This window comes from uncultured Jannaschia sp. (genome assembly GCF_947494025.1).
Taxonomy (GTDB): domain Bacteria; phylum Pseudomonadota; class Alphaproteobacteria; order Rhodobacterales; family Rhodobacteraceae; genus Jannaschia.
The window spans coordinates 581,952-599,541 of the sequence record NZ_CANLTQ010000001.1 but is presented as its reverse complement, the minus strand read 5'-3'; the positions used below and the strand labels follow the sequence as shown (position 1 = coordinate 599,541).

21 protein-coding genes are annotated in these 17,590 nt (G+C 68.9%); 15 read left to right on the top strand and 6 right to left on the bottom strand.

From position 1 onward, the window contains the following. Positions 1-151 precede the first annotated feature (151 nt). Positions 152-529 carry a hypothetical protein gene (locus Q1B08_RS02990; protein ID WP_299814426.1) on the top strand — a complete coding sequence of 126 codons (378 nt, stop codon included), beginning with the start codon at positions 152-154 and terminating at the stop codon, positions 527-529. A 1,103-nt stretch (positions 530-1,632) separates the two neighbouring features. Here Q1B08_RS02990 and Q1B08_RS02985 read toward each other — a convergent pair. Both Q1B08_RS02985 and Q1B08_RS02980 read right to left on the bottom strand, forming a co-directional pair. Then, entirely contained in the window at positions 1,633-1,863 is a 231-nt protein-coding gene (locus Q1B08_RS02985) for a DUF1150 family protein (protein ID WP_299814423.1), read from the bottom strand. A gap of 20 nt (positions 1,864-1,883) precedes the next feature. After that, positions 1,884-2,309, bottom strand: a complete 426-nt coding sequence (locus tag Q1B08_RS02980; RefSeq protein WP_299814420.1) for an Hsp20 family protein — start codon at positions 2,307-2,309, stop codon at positions 1,884-1,886. A 205-nt stretch (positions 2,310-2,514) separates the two neighbouring features. Here Q1B08_RS02980 and Q1B08_RS02975 point away from each other — a divergent pair, with 205 nt between their 5' ends. The 4 genes from Q1B08_RS02975 to Q1B08_RS02960 are packed head-to-tail and all read left to right on the top strand — an operon-like array spanning position 2,515 to position 4,953. Then, on the top strand, positions 2,515-2,691 hold the full coding sequence (locus Q1B08_RS02975; RefSeq protein WP_299814912.1) for a DUF465 domain-containing protein: 177 nt from the start codon (positions 2,515-2,517) through the stop codon (positions 2,689-2,691). Positions 2,692-2,702: 11 nt separating this feature from the next. Next, entirely contained in the window at positions 2,703-3,188 is a 486-nt protein-coding gene (gene purE, locus Q1B08_RS02970; RefSeq protein WP_299814417.1) for a 5-(carboxyamino)imidazole ribonucleotide mutase, read from the top strand. Further along, a complete protein-coding gene (locus Q1B08_RS02965) occupies positions 3,185-4,246 on the top strand; it encodes a 5-(carboxyamino)imidazole ribonucleotide synthase (RefSeq protein WP_299814414.1) in 1,062 nt (353 codons plus the stop codon). The genes purE and Q1B08_RS02965 overlap by 4 nt, the downstream gene beginning before the upstream one ends. Beyond that, positions 4,243-4,953 (top strand): tRNA (guanine(46)-N(7))-methyltransferase TrmB, encoded by a 711-nt coding sequence (locus Q1B08_RS02960; RefSeq protein WP_299814411.1) that lies wholly within the window; start codon positions 4,243-4,245, stop codon positions 4,951-4,953. The genes Q1B08_RS02965 and Q1B08_RS02960 overlap by 4 nt, the downstream gene beginning before the upstream one ends. Positions 4,954-4,960: 7 nt before the next feature. On the opposite strand, the gene Q1B08_RS02955 is transcribed toward Q1B08_RS02960, so the two are convergent. Continuing rightward, positions 4,961-6,004, bottom strand: a complete 1,044-nt coding sequence (locus Q1B08_RS02955) for an MBL fold metallo-hydrolase (protein WP_299814408.1) — start codon at positions 6,002-6,004, stop codon at positions 4,961-4,963. A gap of 99 nt (positions 6,005-6,103) precedes the next feature. Between Q1B08_RS02955 and aroA the strand changes: the two genes are divergently transcribed. The 9 genes from aroA (at position 6,104) to Q1B08_RS02910 (ending at position 14,380) form a co-directional block, all read left to right on the top strand. Next, complete coding sequence (gene aroA, locus Q1B08_RS02950; RefSeq protein WP_299814405.1) at positions 6,104-7,438, top strand: 3-phosphoshikimate 1-carboxyvinyltransferase; 1,335 nt, start codon at positions 6,104-6,106, stop codon at positions 7,436-7,438. Between the two features lie 109 nt (positions 7,439-7,547). Further along, positions 7,548-7,955, top strand: coding sequence for a GFA family protein (locus Q1B08_RS02945; RefSeq protein WP_299814402.1), 408 nt, complete (start codon positions 7,548-7,550; stop codon positions 7,953-7,955). Next, the gene (locus tag Q1B08_RS02940) at positions 7,952-8,569 is read left to right on the top strand and encodes a (d)CMP kinase (protein WP_299814399.1); all 618 of its coding nucleotides are present in this window, start codon (positions 7,952-7,954) and stop codon (positions 8,567-8,569) included. Before Q1B08_RS02945 ends, Q1B08_RS02940 begins: the two co-directional genes overlap by 4 nt. Positions 8,570-8,619: 50 nt before the next feature. After that, entirely contained in the window at positions 8,620-9,843 is a 1,224-nt protein-coding gene (locus Q1B08_RS02935) for a DUF2130 domain-containing protein (protein WP_299814396.1), read from the top strand. Continuing rightward, complete coding sequence (locus tag Q1B08_RS02930) at positions 9,836-10,519, top strand: dienelactone hydrolase family protein (protein WP_299814393.1); 684 nt, start codon at positions 9,836-9,838, stop codon at positions 10,517-10,519. The genes Q1B08_RS02935 and Q1B08_RS02930 overlap by 8 nt, the downstream gene beginning before the upstream one ends. Before the next feature lie 493 nt (positions 10,520-11,012). After that, positions 11,013-12,692, top strand: a complete 1,680-nt coding sequence (gene rpsA, locus Q1B08_RS02925; protein WP_299814390.1) for a 30S ribosomal protein S1 — start codon at positions 11,013-11,015, stop codon at positions 12,690-12,692. A gap of 329 nt (positions 12,693-13,021) precedes the next feature. After that, positions 13,022-13,306, top strand: a complete 285-nt coding sequence (gene ihfB / locus Q1B08_RS02920; RefSeq protein WP_299814387.1) for an integration host factor subunit beta — start codon at positions 13,022-13,024, stop codon at positions 13,304-13,306. Positions 13,307-13,353: 47 nt separating this feature from the next. After that, complete coding sequence (locus tag Q1B08_RS02915) at positions 13,354-13,701, top strand: LapA family protein (protein ID WP_299814384.1); 348 nt, start codon at positions 13,354-13,356, stop codon at positions 13,699-13,701. A 16-nt stretch (positions 13,702-13,717) separates the two neighbouring features. Then, the gene (locus tag Q1B08_RS02910) at positions 13,718-14,380 is read left to right on the top strand and encodes a phosphoribosylanthranilate isomerase (RefSeq protein WP_299814381.1); all 663 of its coding nucleotides are present in this window, start codon (positions 13,718-13,720) and stop codon (positions 14,378-14,380) included. A gap of 154 nt (positions 14,381-14,534) precedes the next feature. On the opposite strand, the gene Q1B08_RS02905 is transcribed toward Q1B08_RS02910, so the two are convergent. The 3 genes from Q1B08_RS02905 to Q1B08_RS02895 form a co-directional block, all read right to left on the bottom strand. Then, positions 14,535-16,112: a gamma-glutamyltransferase family protein gene (locus tag Q1B08_RS02905; protein WP_299814378.1), complete on the bottom strand. Its 1,578-nt coding sequence runs from the start codon at positions 16,110-16,112 to the stop codon at positions 14,535-14,537. 75 nt (positions 16,113-16,187) lie between these two features. Next, the gene (locus Q1B08_RS02900; RefSeq protein ID WP_299814375.1) at positions 16,188-16,646 is read right to left on the bottom strand and encodes an ATP-binding protein; all 459 of its coding nucleotides are present in this window, start codon (positions 16,644-16,646) and stop codon (positions 16,188-16,190) included. After that, on the bottom strand, positions 16,646-16,987 hold the full coding sequence (locus tag Q1B08_RS02895) for an STAS domain-containing protein (protein ID WP_299814372.1): 342 nt from the start codon (positions 16,985-16,987) through the stop codon (positions 16,646-16,648). Before Q1B08_RS02895 ends, Q1B08_RS02900 begins: the two co-directional genes overlap by 1 nt. Positions 16,988-17,093: 106 nt before the next feature. On the opposite strand from Q1B08_RS02895, the gene Q1B08_RS02890 reads away from it, so the two are divergent. Beyond that, on the top strand, positions 17,094-17,573 hold the full coding sequence (locus tag Q1B08_RS02890; RefSeq protein ID WP_299814369.1) for a GAF domain-containing protein: 480 nt from the start codon (positions 17,094-17,096) through the stop codon (positions 17,571-17,573). Positions 17,574-17,590 lie beyond the last annotated feature (17 nt).

Below are 17,590 nucleotides of genomic sequence, written 5' to 3'. Positions count from 1 at the left end.
GGATGACGTGGGAGCGCAACTTCAAGTAGAAATGTCGGAACATCCTGCGGCGCGGGGTCGTTGCTTGGGCACTGGGTCCAACTGGTATTCCAAACGAGCGCCTCGGATCTGGTGCGGTCAGGACGCCCGCGAGGTGATCTGCGAGGCAAGGATGCTGGACGATTGCAATGTCATGCTGGTGGAGGACGAGGCGCTTCTCGCGCTCGACCTGTCTCTGACGCTGGAGGACGAGGGCGCCAACGTGGTCGGCCCCTTCGCAACGGTGGATTCCGCGCTGTCCGCCTGCGATACGGTCGATCTCGCGGTGCTCGACGTGGATCTCTGCGGCTCGAAGGTGTTTCCCGTTGCCGACCGGTTACGGGCCGTCGGCAAGCCGTTCCTGTTTCATACGGGACGTGCGGATCTGCGGGCGCTGGTCGACCGGTACGGCTCGGACGCGCTCGTTCTGGTCAAGCCGGCCCGGGGGGCCGAGATCGTCCGCATCCTGACGTCGCTTCGCGAGGCATCGAAGTTCGAGATCGCGATCTGATCCTGCGATCCTCCTATCGAAAAAGGCCGCCCCGCACGCCTAGCTCCTGACGCTAAAGCGGTTTGTCCCCATCCTGACCTATGGGGGGATTCACGCGGGATCGTTCGTCCGGTTCGCTTTCGGCAGGAGGTGGATCATGGGCGATGGATATTCGCGAACGGATCTTCGACCACATCGCCGCTGGCCATTCGTGTCGGGCGGCAGCGCGGGCCTTCGGGATCCTGAACGGCCGGGGATGCCTGTCCGGCCCGCTTGCGCGCCAGACCCGAACCCGATCGAAACGGCCTTCCCCAAGCCGAAAGATCACCTCCTCCGGATCGGCGCCCGCGCCCACGATCCCTTTCTCCAAGCCCTCGGCGACATCTGCGGCCTGTTCGATCCCGGGGCGGGCCGGAACGTCTTCGGCGCCGCGGGATACGCGCCCGATTGAACGCAAACGGCTTTGAATGCTGAAAGTCGCTTCGGTTTGGCGAACTGCGGCGACTTTTCTCTCATACAGCGCTTGGCTGGTGTCCAAAGGGAGAGAAAAAGGTGTCGAGCGTCCCGAAAACATCTTCGGGGAGCTTGACGAAGCCACGGGTCCGAAGGCTTCCCCTGCCGGTCGCGGGTATCGACCTGAACTTCTGCCGCGACCCGTCATGCGCGACCTGCGGCGTTCTGCCCGATCCGTTCAGACGACCCGAAGGCATGCCACCACCGGCTTCAGGCGTGCACCGGGGCGTGGTCGTGGCAAGGCGCACGACGAACATCGCCGGTGCCCCGTGTGTGGAACAATCTCCCGAGCGAAGAACAACCGTGCGGTCGTGGAGGAGCGTGAGCGGCCACGGACGCACCCGGGGCCGGCATCGCCTCTCCGATCCGTCCGTGCCGGCAAAACCCGTCGACATCCACCGTTGCCACCACACCCGGATGGAGCCGGGCGCAGGCAAGGAAAAGCCCGCAATGCGGATTGGGCCGGCTCACAGGCGGATCCATGAGCAGGATCTGTTGTGATGTCGTCAGGATACGCATTGAAAGACCCGCCGTTTCAGCGGCGGGTCGTCAACATTAGCCGTCAGGGACCGGCCCCGGGGGGGGCGGCCCTTTTCATGTCCAGATGGCGTCTAGTGAACGCTCACCGGCTGCAGATCGTTCTGGATCGCGATGTTGAAGGCGAGGCTGCGATCCCCCACGAGGGCCACCTGTTCGCCATCGGCGCGGTGCAGCGCGTAGAGCTTGTCGAGTCCGCCTTCGCGCGCCTCGTCCTGCACTTCTTCCGGCAACTCATCCATCTCGACGGACCGGACGTAGACGAGCGATCCACCGAGGGCTTCGATATCGGTATGTCGTGACATGGCTATCTCCTTCGGTATGCTCAGCCGTTCGCCGAACCGGTCGTTTCGATCCTGATTGTCTTTACAACGCTCGACGGCGCCGATCGTTGCAGATCCACATGCAGGAGGCCGTGCTCCAGTGTCGCACCCGCGACCTCCACCCCGTCGGCCAGTACGAAAGCGCGCTGGAACTGGCGCGCGGCGATCCCGCGATGCAGGTAAACGCGCTCGCCGTCGTCCTGCGAGCGCCCGCGGATCACGAGCTGGCGATCCTCCAGCGTGATGGCGAGATCGTCCTCCCCGATACCAGCCACGGCCAGCGTGATGCGGAAGCCCGTCTCGCCAGTCTGTTCGATATTGTAGGGCGGGTAGCCGTCGTTGCCCGTCCGCGCCGTGCGCTCCACGAGACGTTCGAGCTCGTCGAAGCCGAGCAGGAAGGGGTGGGTGCCGAAGGTCGGCTTGCTCATGTCTCGGGTCCTTTCGCGAAGCGATCCGATTGTCTGGTCCGACCCTCCAAAGGCGCCGGCTTGCACGATATTTGGGGACCGGGGAGGCGCCTTGCAAGATGGTTGGACTGGCCCGCCCACGCGGTGTAACAGGCCTGCGAACCCTTGCGAGTGCCTGCCTGTGACCGAAGCGCCCGAGAAATTGAGCCACGAGGACATCCTGCGAATGCGCCTCGAGGTGCTGCGACAGGACCACCGCGACCTGGACGTCGCGATCCGCGCGGTGGAGGAGAGCCCGGCGCCCGATCTCCTGGTGATCCGGCGGCTCAAGCGACAGAAGCTGAACCTCAAGGATCGCATCGCGCGGATCGAGGACGAGCTTACCCCCGACATCATCGCCTGAGGGATTCCGGCATGACAGACGCTCCGCCCGTGGGGATCATCATGGGCTCGACCTCCGACTGGCCGACGATGAAGGCCGCGGCCGACATCCTGGACGAGCTCGGCGTGGCCCACGAGGCACGCATCGTCTCCGCGCATCGCACGCCGGACCGGCTCTGGTCCTACGGCCGGGACGCAGCTTCGCGTGGCCTAAAGGTCATCGTGGCCGGGGCGGGCGGCGCGGCGCATCTGCCCGGCATGATGGCGTCGAAGACGCGGATCCCGGTGATCGGCGTGCCGGTACAGACCAAGGCGCTGTCCGGGGTCGATTCGCTCTATTCCATCGTGCAGATGCCCCGCGGCTTTCCCGTGGCGACGATGGCGATCGGATCCGCGGGCGCGGCGAATGCGGGGCTGATGGCCGCGCAGATCCTCGCGCTCTCGGACGCGGATCTGGCGCGGCGCATTGATGAGTGGCGCGCCGCGCTCAGCGCGTCGATCCCGGAGGTGCCGGAATGAGCCTCGCCCCCGGCGCCACGATCGGCATCCTCGGCGGCGGACAGCTGGGCCGGATGCTTTCCGTCGCGGCCAGCCGGCTCGGCTACCGCAGTCATGTCTACGAGCCCGGCGACGCGCCGGCGGCGGATGTGGCGCACGCCCATACCCGCGCGGGCTACGAGGACATGGCCGCCCTGCGCGCCTTCGCCGGGTCGGTCGATGTCGTGACCTTCGAGTTCGAGAACGTGCCCGCGAACGCGCTCGACCTGATCGGCGCGCTGGCCCCGATCCGGCCGGGGGTGGAGGCGCTGGCGGTGAGTCAGGACCGGCTGACGGAAAAGACCTTCCTCGAAGGGCTCGGACTTGGGGTTGCCCCGTTCCGGGACATCCCCGACCTTGCGGCGCTGCGAGCGGCGCTCGACGCGCTCGGGACGCCGGCGATCCTGAAGACCCGGCGGCTGGGCTACGACGGCAAGGGGCAGGTCCGGATCGACGGTCCGGCCGCCGCGCGGGACGCCTTCGCGGAGATGGCCGGGGCCGACGCGATCCTCGAGGGCTTCGTCGCCTTCGAACGCGAGGTCAGCGTCATCGCCGCGCGCGGGCCTTCCGGCGAGGTCGTCTGCTTCGATCCGGGCGAGAACGTCCACGCGGGCGGCATCCTGCGCACGACGACCGTGCCGGCGATCCTGTCCGCAAGCCTCCGCACCGACGCCGCGCTTCTCGCGGGCCGCATCCTCAACGCGCTTGATTACGTGGGTGTGATGGGGGTGGAGCTTTTCGTCACCGGGAACGGCCTCGTGGTCAACGAGATCGCGCCCCGCGTCCACAATTCCGGCCACTGGACGCAGCTCGGCTGCGCCGTGGATCAGTTCGAGCAGCATATCCGCGCCGTCGCAGGTCTGCCGCTCGGCGATGGCGCGCGGCACGCGGACGTGGTGATGGAGAACCTGATCGGGGACGACATGGACCGCCTGCCGGACCATCTCGCCGCGCCCGGACGTCAGGTGCATCTCTACGGCAAGGCCGAGACGCGGGCGGGCCGCAAGATGGGCCATGTCAACCGCCTCGTCGGTCGATGACGGACAGATCCGCGCCCGAGCGCCCGCACCGGAATTTCTACGGCCGCCTGAAGGGCAAGCACCTGAAGGCGAGCCAGCAGGCCTATCTGGAGGAGGACCTTGCCAGCTACGCGCCGGGACCGGTGAGCTGGGAGGCCAACCCGGCGCGGCAGCCGCTCGACCTCGACGTCGTCTTCGGCGGGCGCGAGGTCTGGCTGGAGATCGGCTTCGGCGGTGGCGAGCATCTCGTGCATCAGGCGGCCCGAAATCCCGGGATCGGCCTGATCGGCGCGGAGCCCTACATCAACGGCGTGGCGAAGCTGTTGGGCCTCCTGCGGCAGGCGGAGGCGGGAAACGTCCGCATCCATCCCGACGACGTGCGCGATCTGTTCGACGTGCTGCCGCCTTCGTCGATCGCGCGGGCGTTCCTGCTCTATCCCGACCCGTGGCCCAAGGCGCGCCACCACCGTCGCCGCTTCGTGACGGCCGAGCATCTGAAGCCGCTGGCGCAGGTTCTGAAGCCCGGCGCGATCTTTCGCGTGGCGACGGACATCCCCGACTACGTCCGCCAGACGCTGGAAGAGGTGCCGCGTCACGGATTCACATGGCTGGCCGAGGGGCCGGCGGACTGGCGGGAGCCATGGAAGGACTGGACCCGGACGCGCTACGAGGCGAAGGCCGTCCGCGAGGGGCGGGTTCCGCATTACCTGACCTTCCGGCGGGACTGAGCCGGGGTCAGGCGGGCAGGTCCCAGACCGTGCCGGGTGGGACGGCGCGGAACAGGTCCTCCGCGATCCCCGCCTTCGCCAGTTCCTTGTGCAGCTCGATCACCGGATCGTTGCGCGCCTCGTCGGTCAGCTGGAACGTCCCCCAATGCTGCGCGAGCGCGTAGTCGGCCGAGGACAGGCGGAACCCCGCGACGGCCTCCGCCGGATCCTGATGCTGCGGCGCCATGTACCAGCGCGGCGCGTAGGCCCCGATCGGGATGAGCGCCAGGCGGTAGGGGCCGTGCCGCGCGGCGACCTCGTAGGGGCGCCCACCGTCGAAGGCGGTGTCGCCCATGACCAGCACGCGGCCCGCCGGCGTTTCCACGGCGAAGGAGCACCACAGCGCGTCGCGCCGGTCGCTCAGCCCCCGCGCGCTCCAGTGATGGCATTGCAGGAGCCGCACCGTCGCGCCGCCGACCTGGAACACGTCCTCCCAGTCGCCCACCCGCACGTCGAGATCCGGGATCGCGCCGTGAAGGATCGTGTCGTTGCCGAGCGGCGTCACCACCGGCACGCGGTCGCGTTCGTGCAGGCGGCGCAGCGTCGGCATGTCCATGTGGTCGTAGTGGTTGTGGCTCAGCACGACGAGGTCGATGGGCGGCAGATCCTCGAAGGCCACGCCCGGCGCGGCGACGCGGGCGGGGCCCGCGAACTGCACCGGGCTCGCATGTTTCGAAAGGATCGGATCGGACAGGATGTTGAGTCCGCCCGCCTGGATCAGGCTCGTCGCCTGCCCGATGAAGGTGACGCGCAGGCCCGCGACGCGCGCCTCCGGCACGGTTTGCGTTACGGGCACGTGGTCGGGCCAGTCCTGCCGGCCGCCGGAGGTCTGCCAGCGGAGAAGCTCGCGGAAGCTGCGGGTCCGCATGCCGTCGGGGTTGAAGAACTTCGAGCCGTCGAAATGGTCGCTGACGGGACCGGAATAGTAGCGGTTGCCCGCCGTGACCTCTCTGGCGGCGCAGGCCCCGACGCCGAGCAGGGCGGCGAGACCGAGAAAGGAGCGGCGTCTCATGGGGGGGAAATAGACGGGTTCCGGCCAGAATGCACCTGCGGCGGAATGGACGCGCGGGGCCGCGCGGGATAGGTCGCCTGCGACCCCGAGGAGAGAGACATGAGCCACGGCCCCGCCACGCCCCTCACCGCCGCCACCGCCGGCCCGCTCTCGGGCACGGCGCATGTCCCCGGCGACAAGTCGATCAGCCACCGCAGCCTGATCCTCGGCGCGATGGCCGTGGGCGAGACGCGGATCACCGGCCTTCTCGAGGGACAGGACGTGCTCGACACCGGGCGGGCGATGCGGGCCTTCGGCGCCTCGGTGGAGAAGGAGGGCGAGACCTGGGTCGTCCACGGCGTCGGCGTCGGCGGCCTGATGGAGCCGGAGGGCGTGATCGATTGCGGCAATTCCGGAACCGGCGTGCGCCTTCTCATGGGGGCCGCGGCGACGCACGGCTTCGCGGTGACCTATACCGGCGATGCGAGCCTCCGGAAGCGCCCGATGGCGCGGGTGACCGATCCGCTCGCGAAGTTCGGCGCGGTGGCGCACGGGCGCTCGGGGGGGCGGCTGCCGATGACGGTCGTGGGCGCGTCCACCCCGGTGCCGGTGCGCTACGCGACGCCCGTGCCCTCGGCGCAGGTCAAGTCGGCGGTGCTCCTCGCCGGGCTCAACGCGCCGGGCGAAACGGTGGTGGTCGAGCGCGAGGCCACCCGCGACCACAGCGAGCGGATGCTCGCGGGCTTCGGCGCCGAGATCGCCGTGCGGGACACGTCGGACGGGCGGGAGATCACGCTGGTCGGCCGCCCCGAGCTCGCGCCGCAGACGATCGCGGTGCCGCGCGACCCGTCTTCCGCGGCCTTTCCGGTCTGTGCCGCGCTGATCGTGCCGGGCTCCGACGTGCTGGTGCCGAATATCGGGCTGAACCCGACCCGCGCCGGCCTGTTCGAGACGCTGCGCGAGATGGGCGCGGATCTCGTCTACGAGAACCCGCGCGAGGAGGGAGGCGAGCCGGTCGCCGACCTTCGCGCCCGCTTCTCGCCCGATATGAAGGGGATCGAGGTGCCGCCCACCCGCGCGGCCAGCATGATCGACGAATATCCCATCCTTTCCGTCGTCGCGGCCCATGCGGCGGGGACGACCGTGATGCGCGGCGTGGCCGAGTTGCGCGTCAAGGAATGCGACCGGATCGACGCCATGGCCGCGGGGCTGCGCGATTGCGGCGTGGCGGTGCGCGACGGCGCCGACTGGTGGGAGGTCGATGGCCGCGGCCCGGGCGGCGTGCCGGGCGGCGCCATGGTGGCCGTGCATCTCGACCATCGCATCGCCATGAGCTTCCTGTGCGCCGGCCTCGCCGCGCGGGACCCGATCACCGTGGACGATGCCACCCCTATCGCGACCTCCTTTCCCGTCTTCCGCGATCTGATGGAGACGCTGGGCGCGTCGTTTCGGTAAGCCGTCCGGCGTGGCCCGATCGGAGCGATGGCGTTGCGCCCCGTCGGCCGGGCGTGGACGTGCCCGCGCGTCGCCGCTACCGTGACGATGAGGGTATGGGAGATTGTGAATGGCTCGGACGGGCGGCTGCCTTTGTGGACAGGTCAGGTTCACGGTGACGGGCCGGATGCGCCCCGTCGTCGCCTGCCATTGCGAACAGTGTCAGCGTCACAGCGGCAACTACGTCGCCGCGACCTCGGCCCCCCGGCACGCCATCGCCATCACGGGGGAGGTTCGCTGGTTCCAGTCCTCCGACGTCGCGCGACGGGGATTCTGCCCGACCTGCGGGGCGAACCTGTTCTGGGACGGACCGGGCACGAACCTCTCGATCATGGCGGGCGCGATCGACAAGCCGACGGGGCTGGCGCTGGTCGGACACATTTTCTGCCGACAGAAAGGCGACTGGTACACGATTCCCGAAGAGGAGCGGCAGGTGCCGGAAGGCGACCCGACGCTTACGACAAAGGTGGACACTTGATCTTCACGATCGCGATCGACGGGCCGGCGGCGGCCGGCAAGGGTACGGTAAGCCGGGCGGTGGCCGAGCATTTCGGGTTCCGCCATCTCGACACCGGGCTCCTTTACCGGGCGGTGGGCGCGCGGACGCTGCGGGGCGAGGATCCCCTCGCGGCGGCGGAGGCGCTGTCGCCCGAAGACCTGCTCGATCCCGGGTTGCGGGGGCAGGACGTGGCCGCCGCCGCCAGCCGGGTCGCGGTCCTGCCCGCGGTGCGGGCGGCGCTCGTCGGGTTCCAGCGCGGCTTCGCCCGGTCCGAGGGGGGCGCGGTGCTCGACGGGCGCGACATCGGCACGGTGATCTGTCCGGAAGCCGAGGCCAAGCTCTACGTCACCGCTTCGCCCGAAATCCGCGCCGAACGGCGCTTCGCGGAGCTGGCCGCGCGCGGGGTGGAGGTGACCCGCGCTGAGGTGCTGGAGGACGTGCTCGCCCGCGACGCCCGCGACATGGGGCGGGCCGAGGCGCCGCTTTGCGCCGCGGAGGACGCCGTGCTGATCGACACATCCGAGCTGTCGGCGGCCGACGCGACCCGCGCGGCCATCGCCGCGATCGAGACCCGGCGCACCGGGCGGGTCTGAGCGCGCCTCCTTCGCTTGCTCCCGCTGCGACGCTGGGGCAGCAAGTCGCCATGACCGATCCCAAGATTCTATGCCCGAGTTGTTCCTCCGAGATCCCGCTCACCGAGTCGCTCGCCGGCCCGCTGCTGGAGGCGACCCGCAAGGAAGCCGCCGAGCGGCAGGCCGCCGCGCTCGCCGAGCAGAAACGGTTCATCGAGGCGAAGGCCGTGGAACGCGCCGTGGCGGAGCAGGCCGGCAAGCTGGCGGAGCTGCGCGAGGCCGAGGCGGCGCGCGAGGCCGAGCTTGCCCGGATCCGGGCACGCGAGGCGCAGCGCGAGGCCAAGCTCGTCGAGGCGCAGAAGGCGCAGGCCGCGGCGATGGAGCGCGAGGCGGCACTCGCCGACCGCGAGCGCGAGATGGACCTCACCATCCGGAAACAGGTTGCCGCCGCGACGGAAGCCGCCCGCGTAAAGCTCGCCGCCGAGGCCGAGGCACTCGCCACCGAACGGCTCCGCACCGTCGAGGATGCCGCGCGCCTGAAACTGGTGGAGAAGGACCAGCAGATGGACGTGCTGCGCCGCCAGATCGAGACGCTGCAGAAGAAGATGGAACAGGGCAGCCAGCAATTGCAGGGCGAGGCCGCGGAGGTTTTGCTCGAGGAACAGCTCGGCGCGGCTTTTCCGTCCGACGAGATCGCCCCGGTCGGCAAGGGCGCGCGCGGCGCCGATTGCGTTCAGCGCGTCCGAAGCGTCGCGGGGGAGGCGGGCGCGATCCTGTGGGAGTCGAAGCGCACCGCGAACTTCTCGCGCGACTGGCTGCCGAAGCTGCGGGAGGACATGCGCGCGGCGGGCGCGGATGTCGCCGTTCTGACCTCGCAGGCCCGCCCCGACGGGATCGCGAGCTTCGCCATGCTCGACGGCGTCTGGATCGCCGCGCCCCGCTACGCGGTGCCGCTCGCGCATGTCCTCCGTGAGGGCCTGCTGCGCGTGGCCGAGACGCGGGGCGCGCGGGAAGGACAGGCCACCAAGACGGAGATGCTCTACGACTACCTCACGGGGCCGGAATTCCGCGCCCGGATGGAGGCCGTGGTCGAGCCGTTCGAGGCGATGCAGTCCGCCCTCCTGAAGGAGAAGAAGCAGATGACCGCGCAATGGGCGATCCGCGAGAAGTCGCTGGACAAGGCCATGGCGGCGATGATGGGGATGTACGGCGACGTGAAGGGCATCGCCGGCGCGGCTGTCGCGGAGATCGCGGCGCTGGAGCCCGAACTGCTCGAGGGAGACGAGAATGGGTGAACGCCACGACTACGCGGCCGGGGACCGGCGGATGCTGGGCTACCGCGCCTGGCCGGAAACGCCCAACGGCGCGGCTCTTCTGGTCGTTCCGGCCTTCATGGGGCTGCGGAAGTTCGAGATGGCGCAGTGCGACCGTTTCGCAGGGCTGGGCTACGAGGTGCTCGGCGTCGACTATTACGGCGACGGCTGGACGACCGCCGATGCCGACGAGGCCAGCGCGGCGATGGGCGAGCTGAACGACGACCGCGAGACCCTTCTCCTGCGCACGAAGGCCGCGCTCGACGAGGTGCGGGACCGGGGCGGCAAGGTCGGCGCGATGGGGTTCTGCTTCGGCGGCAAGGCGGTTCTCGACCTCGCGCGGTCGGGCGCGCTCGACGCGGCGGTCTCGATGCATGGGATCTACGACAGGCCCCCCTTCGAGACGCGGTCGATGCCGCCCGTGCTTCTGTGCCACGGCTGGAACGACCCGCTGGCGAAACCGGCCGACTTCGAGGCGATGACCAGGGAACTGGAGGCGAACTCGCCGGATTGGCACGCGCTTTGCTTCGGTCAGACCGGCCACGCCTTCACCGATCCGGCCAATCCCGGTGACGGCGAAGGGATGGGCTATGTCGAGCGGTCCGCGAACCGGACCCGGTCCGCCGTCGACAGTTTCCTCGCCGGCTATCTTACCTGAGGCGTCGGCCGAACTGTTCCCGCGCGCGCGACTGCGAGGCTCGCGGTGACCGCGATCCCGACGAGGTTGGGATCCGGCACCCGGCTTCCGGAAAGATTCCGGTCGAGAGCGAGGCGAGGATCGCGCCGGTCCAAGAGGACTGGATGCCGCGGATGGATCCCGCGGCGCGTCCGTAAGAAGCCGACGGCCGTCCAGAGAAGCAGGCTGCAGCGCTCCGAACGACCGCCACTTTGCATGAAGGCCGCGCCCCTGCTGCGTCCGGCAGGGTCGGGCCGACTGCTGTCGCGTCAGCGAGCGGCCACTTGCCGTCACGGCTCGGGTTCCCCCGGCGCTTGCGCCTCGGGCGCTTTTGTCATAACAGCCGCGCGTCACCCGACAGTGCGATGTCATTCCGGCAGCGGCCGGACCCGTCGCGCTTTCCGACCAATTTCCCAGACCGGCGGAGACAACCGCGCGGCCAGCAACCATGAAGCGTAAGGAATAGACCGGCCATATGGCGCAAAACACATCCATGGAGGAGTTCGAGGCCCTCTTGAACGAAAGCCTCGAAATCGACACGCCGAACGAGGGTTCGGTGGTCAAGGGCAAGGTCATCGCCATCGAGGCGGGGCAGGCCATCATCGACGTCGGCTACAAGATGGAAGGCCGCGTCGATCTCAAGGAATTCGCACAGCCTGGCGAGGCGCCCGAGATCGAGGTCGGCGACGAGGTGGAAGTCTACCTCCGCAACGTCGAGAACGCCCGCGGCGAGGCCGTGATCAGCCACGAGATGGCCCGGCGCGAAGCCGCATGGGACCGTCTGGAGGAAGCCTACGGCAAGGAAGAGCGCGTCGAGGGCGCCATCTTCGGCCGCGTCAAGGGCGGCTTCACCGTCGATCTCGGCGGCGCCGTGGCGTTCCTGCCCGGCTCCCAGGTCGACGTGCGCCCCGTGCGCGATGCCGGTCCCCTCATGGGCCTCAAGCAGCCGTTCCAGATCCTCAAGATGGACCGCCGTCGCGGCAACATCGTCGTTTCGCGCCGCGCGATCCTCGAGGAGAGCCGCGCCGAGCAGCGTGCCGAGGTTATCGGCAACCTTGCCGAAGGCCAGAACGTGGACGGCGTCGTCAAGAACATCACCGAATACGGCGCCTTCGTCGATCTCGGCGGTGTGGACGGCCTGCTGCACGTCACCGACATGGCCTGGCGCCGGGTCAACGACCCCCGCGAGATCCTGTCGATCGGCGAGACCGTGAAGGTGCAGGTCATCAAGATCAACAAGGAGACCCACCGCATCAGCCTCGGCATGAAGCAGCTGCAGGAAGATCCGTGGGACACCGTGGTCGCGAAGTTCCCGCTCGACTCGGTCCATACCGGCCGCGTGACCAACATCACCGATTACGGCGCCTTCGTGGAGCTGGAGCCGGGGGTCGAGGGACTGGTCCACGTTTCCGAGATGTCCTGGACCAAGAAGAACGTCCATCCAGGCAAGATCGTCTCCACCTCCCAGGAGGTCGAGGTCATGGTGCTCGAGATCGACACCGCCAAGCGGCGTGTCTCGCTCGGGCTCAAGCAGACGATGCGCAATCCGTGGGAGGTCTTCGCGGAGACCCATCCGGAGGGCACCCCGGTCGAGGGCGAGGTCAAGAACATTACCGAGTTCGGTCTGTTCATCGGCCTCGAGGGCGACATCGACGGCATGGTGCACCTCTCCGACCTGACCTGGGAAGGCCGCGGCGAGGACGTGATCGGCGACTATCGCAAGGGTGACATCGTCAAGGCGGTCGTCTCCGAGGTCGACACCGAGAAGGAGCGCATCTCGCTCTCCATCAAGGCCGCGGGCGGCGACCCGTATGCGGAGGCGATCGGCGGCGTGAAGCGCGGCTCGATCATCACCGTCGAGGTCACGAAGATCGAGGACGGCGGCATCGAGGTCGAGTACGAGGGGATGAAGTCCTTCATCCGTCGCTCCGATCTGGCACGCGACCGGGCCGACCAGCGTCCCGAGCGCTTCGGCGTGGGCGACAAGGTCGATGTCCGGGTGACCAACGTCGACTCCAAGAACCGCCGGCTGGGCCTGTCCATCAAGGCCCGCGAGATCGCCGAGGAAAAGGAGGCCGTGGAGCAGTTCGGGTCCTCCGATTCCGGCGCCTCGCTCGGCGATATCCTCAGCGCCGCCCTCAAGGGCGACAACTGAGCCCGACCGTCCGGTTCGGACGCATCGTGGAGCCCCGGTCGAACGCCGGGGCTCCTGCCGTGTCGGGGAGGGTCGTTTCGATTTCTTCGTGGCGGGGATCACGGAAGCCGGTCCGTGCCATTGCCATTTTGCGGCATGCCAAGACGCGCAGATGCCCGGGCAATAGGCGGATCTCACCCCTTCCCTCGCGCAACATGCGGTAAAGTTGCACTTTCGGGCTAGCGATCACGGGCTTGTGTGTGTTTACCTTCTTTGGGGCGATCCCGCGTGCGGGATCGGGGTATCTGCGAGCCGGTCGAACGGACCGGGAGCTTTCGCAAGGAATACAGATGATACGATCTGAGCTGATCCAGAAAATCGCGGACGCCAATCCGCATCTCTACCAGCGCGACGTCGAGAAGATCGTGAACACCATCTTCGAGGAGATCGTGGATGCCCTTTCGGAGGGCAACCGCGTCGAGCTTCGGGGGTTCGGCGCCTTTTCCGTGAAGCAGCGCGACGCCCGGATGGGGCGGAACCCCCGTACCGGCGAAGCGGTCGAGGTCGAGGAGAAGCATGTGCCGTTCTTCAAAGCGGGCAAGCTGCTGCGCGATCGCCTGAACGGCCGCGCCTGATGCGCGCCCCGCTGGACAGGCGCGGGCCGCGAGGATAAGTCGAAGACATGAATTTCCTGCGCTACCTGTTTCTCGGGATCCTCGCTCTGATCCTCCTCGTTCTGGCGCTCGCGAATCGCGGCGCCGTGACCCTGCGCCTGCTGCCGGAGGATATCGGCGCCTATCTCGGCACGGGACAGGGGTTCACCGCCCCGCTTTTCGTCGTGATCTTCCTCGCGATGGCGGTCGGCCTCCTGATCGGGTTCGTCTGGGAGTGGATGCGCGAGCACAAGCACCGGGCCGCCGCCCGGTCCGAACGGACCGAACGCGAGCGTCTACAGGACGAACTAACCCGCAGCCGGGCGCGTCGATCCGACCGGGATGAGGTTCTGGCGCTTCTGAACGACCCGTCCTGACGGTGCCGGACTTGCCATGCTTCGCGTGAGCCGCCCCGGAAGCGGCGTCCGCGTCAAGATCTGCGGCCTCCGGACGCCTGACGATGTTGCCGCCGCGGCCAGGGCGAAGGCGGCCTATATGGGCCTCGTGTTCTTTTCGGCCTCCCCGCGGCACCTCGATCCCGCGACCGCCCGTGCGCTCGCGCTTTCCGCACCTGTCGGACTCGCCAAGGTCGCGCTGCTCGTGGACCCCGACGACGCGTTGCTCGAGGAGGTTCTCCGCATCGTCCCGCTCGACATGCTCCAACTGCACGGCCGAGAGAGTCCAGCCCGCGTCGCTGAGATCCGGGCGCGGAGCGGCCTGCCGGTGATGAAGGCGGTCGGCTTGCGCGATGCGGCCGATCTGGCCGCGCTCGACGCCTACGCGGACGTTGCCGACCAGATCCTCGTCGATGCCAAGCCGCCCGAAGGGGCAGCGCTGCCGGGCGGGAACGGGATCGGTTTCGACTGGCGCCTGATCGCCGATCGGACCTGGCAGGTGCCCTGGATGCTGGCCGGCGGCCTGACGCCCGACAATGTCGGGGAGGCGATCCGCCTGACCGGCGCCCGTCAGGTCGACGTCTCATCCGGCGTCGAGGCGGCCCCGGGCGCGAAGGATCCGGCCCGCATCGCCGCGTTCTGCGCCGCCGCGGGCCATTGAACCCAGACGGGCTGACGTCACGGATCCCGGCTCGTGGGGTTCGGGTCTTTTCTGGAAAGAGGCGGCCCCCCGAGCCGTCTCGCGGTTCACGTGGACGAGCCGATGCGTCCTCGCCGAATTGGCGGCCGGAACTCCTTCCGGCCGCCGGAGGGCCTCAATAACCGAGCGCGCAGCCGTCCTTCCGCGGATCGCTCGCCCCTTCGAGGTATCCGCTCGCGTCGATGCGGATCGCCTGCGCGCCGCCGATCGGCTCATCGGGGACGCGAACGTCGTGGCCCATCTCGGCCAGTTCCGCCCGGACGGCGTCGGAATAACCTCGTTCCACCTTCATCACGCCGGCATCCGAGAAGGCACGGGGCGCGTCGATGGCGGTCTGCGGGTCCATGCCGAAGTCGCGCAGGTTCGATACGAAGCGGGCATGACCGGCCGATTGGTAGGCGCCGCCCATCACGCCGAACGGCGTCGTGACCTGACCGTTCTCGCGAAGCATGCCCGGAATGATGGTGTGCATCGGCCGCTTGCCCGGGGCCAGTTCGTTCGGATGCCCCTCGGCCAGCGTGAAGCCGGCACCGCGGTTGTGCAGCAGCAGACCGAACTTGTCGGAGGCGATCCCCGAGCCGAAGGCGTGGAAGATCGAATAGATGAGCGACACCGCCATCCGGTCGCGGTCGATCACGGTGATGTAGATCGTGTCCTTGTGGACCGCCTCCGTCAGCGCCGCCGCCGAGGGCATGGCGCGCAGCGGGTCGATCAGCCCGGCGAGCCGGGCCGCCATGTCGAGGCTCAGCATCGCGTCGAGCCGCGCGGTATGGTCGGGGTCGGCGATGAAGCGGTTGCGCGCGTCGTAGGCGAGCTTCGCGGCCTCCGCCTCCAGATGCGCGCGTTCGGCACCGAACGGATCCATCGCGGCCACGTCGAAATTGGCGAGGATGTTGGCCATCAGGATCGCCGTCGCCCCCTGACCGTTGGGCGGATGCTCGATCAGGTCGAGGCCGCGATAGCTTCCCGAGATCGGTTCGACCCAGTCGCTGGCGACGCCGGCGAATTCCTCCGCGGTGCAGGTCCCGCCCGCCGCCTGCAGCGCGGCGACCATGTCTTCGGCCACCTCGCCGGCATAGAACCCGTCACGCCCCTCCGCCGCAATCCGGCGCAGCACTTCGGCCTGTCCCGGCAGGGCGAAGCGCGTCCCCGCCCCGGGCGCCGTGCCGTCCACCGCATAGGTTGACCGCGCGCCGCCCTGAAGCGCGTCGAAGGAAGCCGCCCAGTCGAAGGCGACGCGCGGAGCGACGGGCACGCCGCGCTCGAAATAGGGGATCACGGGGCCGAGCGTGTCGCCGATGCCGAGCGCGCCGTAGCGCTCCGACAGGGTGCAGAACGCGTCCACCGCCCCGGGCAGCGTCACCGAATGGACCGAGCGCAGCGGGATCGTCGCATGGCCCGCCTCGCGCAGCGCCGCGGCGGAGGCGCCGGCCGGTGCCCGGCCCGAGCCGTTCAGCGCCACCACGTCCTCGGCCCCGGCGGATTTCAGGAGCACGAAGCAATCCCCGCCGAGCCCCGTCATCTGCGGTTCGCAAAGGCCCAGCAGGACCGCGCCCGCGATCGCGGCGTCCACCGCGTTGCCGCCCCGGGCCAGCGTGTCGACCGCGATCTTCGCGGCCAGCGGGTGCGAGGTCGCGCACATGCCTTCGGTGGCGTAGACGGGCGAACGCCCGGGGATGTGGAAATCGCGCATGGTCACCTCTCGTTCGGAACGGCGAGGCTAGGACGGGCGACGGCGGAAGCCAATGACCCTCGCGCGCGACGATGCTCAGGGCGCGGGTTCGGACAGCCGGAAACTCAATCGGTTCGTACCCTCGTCGCGGACATAGACCATTTCGTCGGCCAGCGCATGGATGATGAACCATCCGAACCCGCCTTCCGGCATGTTCACGACATCGACGGCCGTTTCGGGCAGTCGGGCGGAGGTCAGGAGCTGTGGCGGAAGCGGCTCGCCGACATCCTGCGTCTCGACGCAAATGCCGTCCGCATCCCGCGAGACGGCGAGCGCGATCCGGGCGTCGTGTCGGCCGGCCAGCGAATGCTCGACGATGTTGTTGAGGATCTCGCCCAGCAGAATGGCGACGTTCTCCTGCAGCGCGACGCTCGCCCGGGTGCGGCAAAGGCAGACGCGGACGCGGGCGATCTGTTCGCGAACGGCGAGGTCTGTGGCCGGAAACCGGGCGCGGATCAGCTCGTCCGCCGCCGGCTCCGCCGCGGCCCTGGACATCAGGCGGCGTCGCGGGCGGAAACGGCCGCCTCCACGTCGTTGTGCAGCACGAAGATGCGGTCCATCCGCGTCAGGGTGAGCACCTTGCCGACGACCGGACCGCAGCAGGCGAGTTCCAGCGACCGGTTGCGCCCCAGCATCTTCATCACCGCGACCAGCGCGCCCAGCCCGCTCGAATCGAGGAACTCGACGCGGTCCATGTCGATGACGACGGGGCCCTCGTGATCCTCGATCAGGGTCCGGACCTTTTCCTTGAACGCCATCGAACCTGCGGCGTCGATCCGCGCCTCGCGCAGGGTCAGCAACCGGACGTTTCCGCGAAGTTCGCTGTCGATGTCCATCGAAACACCTCGTAGAGATCGCGACGGGTGGTTTGCGGCGCGTTGGGATGGCACGCTAGCCGCCACAGCTTACGGAAGGGTGAACGGGGTCGGGATGCAGGACCGGATGGACGAAGGGGAACGGGGTGCCGCGGCGCGGGTCGACTACGCGGCGCTGCGCCGGGTCTGCGCGTCCCTGACGGAGGGGGAGGACGACGCGGTCGCGTTGATGGCGACGCTCGCCTGTGAGCTTCATCATTCCGACGACCGCTTCGATTGGACGGGCTTTTACCGCGTGGTGGCGCCGGGTCTGCTGAAGATCGGACCGTATCAGGGCGGTCACGGCTGCCTCGTCATTCCGTTCGAGCGCGGTGTCTGCGGGGCAGCGGCGCGGACCGGGGAGGTGCAGCTCGTCCCCGACGTGGAGGCGTTCCCGGGCCATATCGCCTGCGCCGCCTCCACCCGGTCGGAGATCGTGCTGCCGGTTTTCGACGCATCGGGCGCGACCATCGCGGTCCTCGACATCGACAGCGACCGGCCCGACGCCTTCGACGCCGACGACGCGCGGGAGCTCGCGGCTCTCCTGGCGGACACCTTCACGCGGTGAGCGCGCTGCGCGAGCTG

Coding starts and splice junctions, on each gene's coding strand:
- ihfB (WP_299814387.1), top strand. CDS start 13,022: ATGATACGATCTGAGCTGATCCAGAAAATCGCGGACGCCAATCCGCAT.
- Q1B08_RS02910 (WP_299814381.1), top strand. CDS start 13,718: ATGCTTCGCGTGAGCCGCCCCGGAAGCGGCGTCCGCGTCAAGATCTGC.
- Q1B08_RS02960 (WP_299814411.1), top strand. CDS start 4,243: ATGACGGACAGATCCGCGCCCGAGCGCCCGCACCGGAATTTCTACGGC.
- Q1B08_RS02975 (WP_299814912.1), top strand. CDS start 2,515: ATGCGCCTCGAGGTGCTGCGACAGGACCACCGCGACCTGGACGTCGCG.
- Q1B08_RS02980 (WP_299814420.1), bottom strand. CDS start 2,309: ATGAGCAAGCCGACCTTCGGCACCCACCCCTTCCTGCTCGGCTTCGAC.
- Q1B08_RS02905 (WP_299814378.1), bottom strand. CDS start 16,112: ATGCGCGATTTCCACATCCCCGGGCGTTCGCCCGTCTACGCCACCGAA.
- Q1B08_RS02955 (WP_299814408.1), bottom strand. CDS start 6,004: ATGAGACGCCGCTCCTTTCTCGGTCTCGCCGCCCTGCTCGGCGTCGGG.
- Q1B08_RS02900 (WP_299814375.1), bottom strand. CDS start 16,646: ATGTCCAGGGCCGCGGCGGAGCCGGCGGCGGACGAGCTGATCCGCGCC.
- Q1B08_RS02890 (WP_299814369.1), top strand. CDS start 17,094: ATGGACGAAGGGGAACGGGGTGCCGCGGCGCGGGTCGACTACGCGGCG.
- Q1B08_RS02895 (WP_299814372.1), bottom strand. CDS start 16,987: ATGGACATCGACAGCGAACTTCGCGGAAACGTCCGGTTGCTGACCCTG.
- Q1B08_RS02915 (WP_299814384.1), top strand. CDS start 13,354: ATGAATTTCCTGCGCTACCTGTTTCTCGGGATCCTCGCTCTGATCCTC.
- Q1B08_RS02945 (WP_299814402.1), top strand. CDS start 7,548: ATGGCTCGGACGGGCGGCTGCCTTTGTGGACAGGTCAGGTTCACGGTG.
- rpsA (WP_299814390.1), top strand. CDS start 11,013: ATGGCGCAAAACACATCCATGGAGGAGTTCGAGGCCCTCTTGAACGAA.
- Q1B08_RS02985 (WP_299814423.1), bottom strand. CDS start 1,863: ATGTCACGACATACCGATATCGAAGCCCTCGGTGGATCGCTCGTCTAC.
- purE (WP_299814417.1), top strand. CDS start 2,703: ATGACAGACGCTCCGCCCGTGGGGATCATCATGGGCTCGACCTCCGAC.
- Q1B08_RS02935 (WP_299814396.1), top strand. CDS start 8,620: ATGACCGATCCCAAGATTCTATGCCCGAGTTGTTCCTCCGAGATCCCG.
- Q1B08_RS02965 (WP_299814414.1), top strand. CDS start 3,185: ATGAGCCTCGCCCCCGGCGCCACGATCGGCATCCTCGGCGGCGGACAG.
- aroA (WP_299814405.1), top strand. CDS start 6,104: ATGAGCCACGGCCCCGCCACGCCCCTCACCGCCGCCACCGCCGGCCCG.
- Q1B08_RS02990 (WP_299814426.1), top strand. CDS start 152: ATGCTGGACGATTGCAATGTCATGCTGGTGGAGGACGAGGCGCTTCTC.
- Q1B08_RS02930 (WP_299814393.1), top strand. CDS start 9,836: ATGGGTGAACGCCACGACTACGCGGCCGGGGACCGGCGGATGCTGGGC.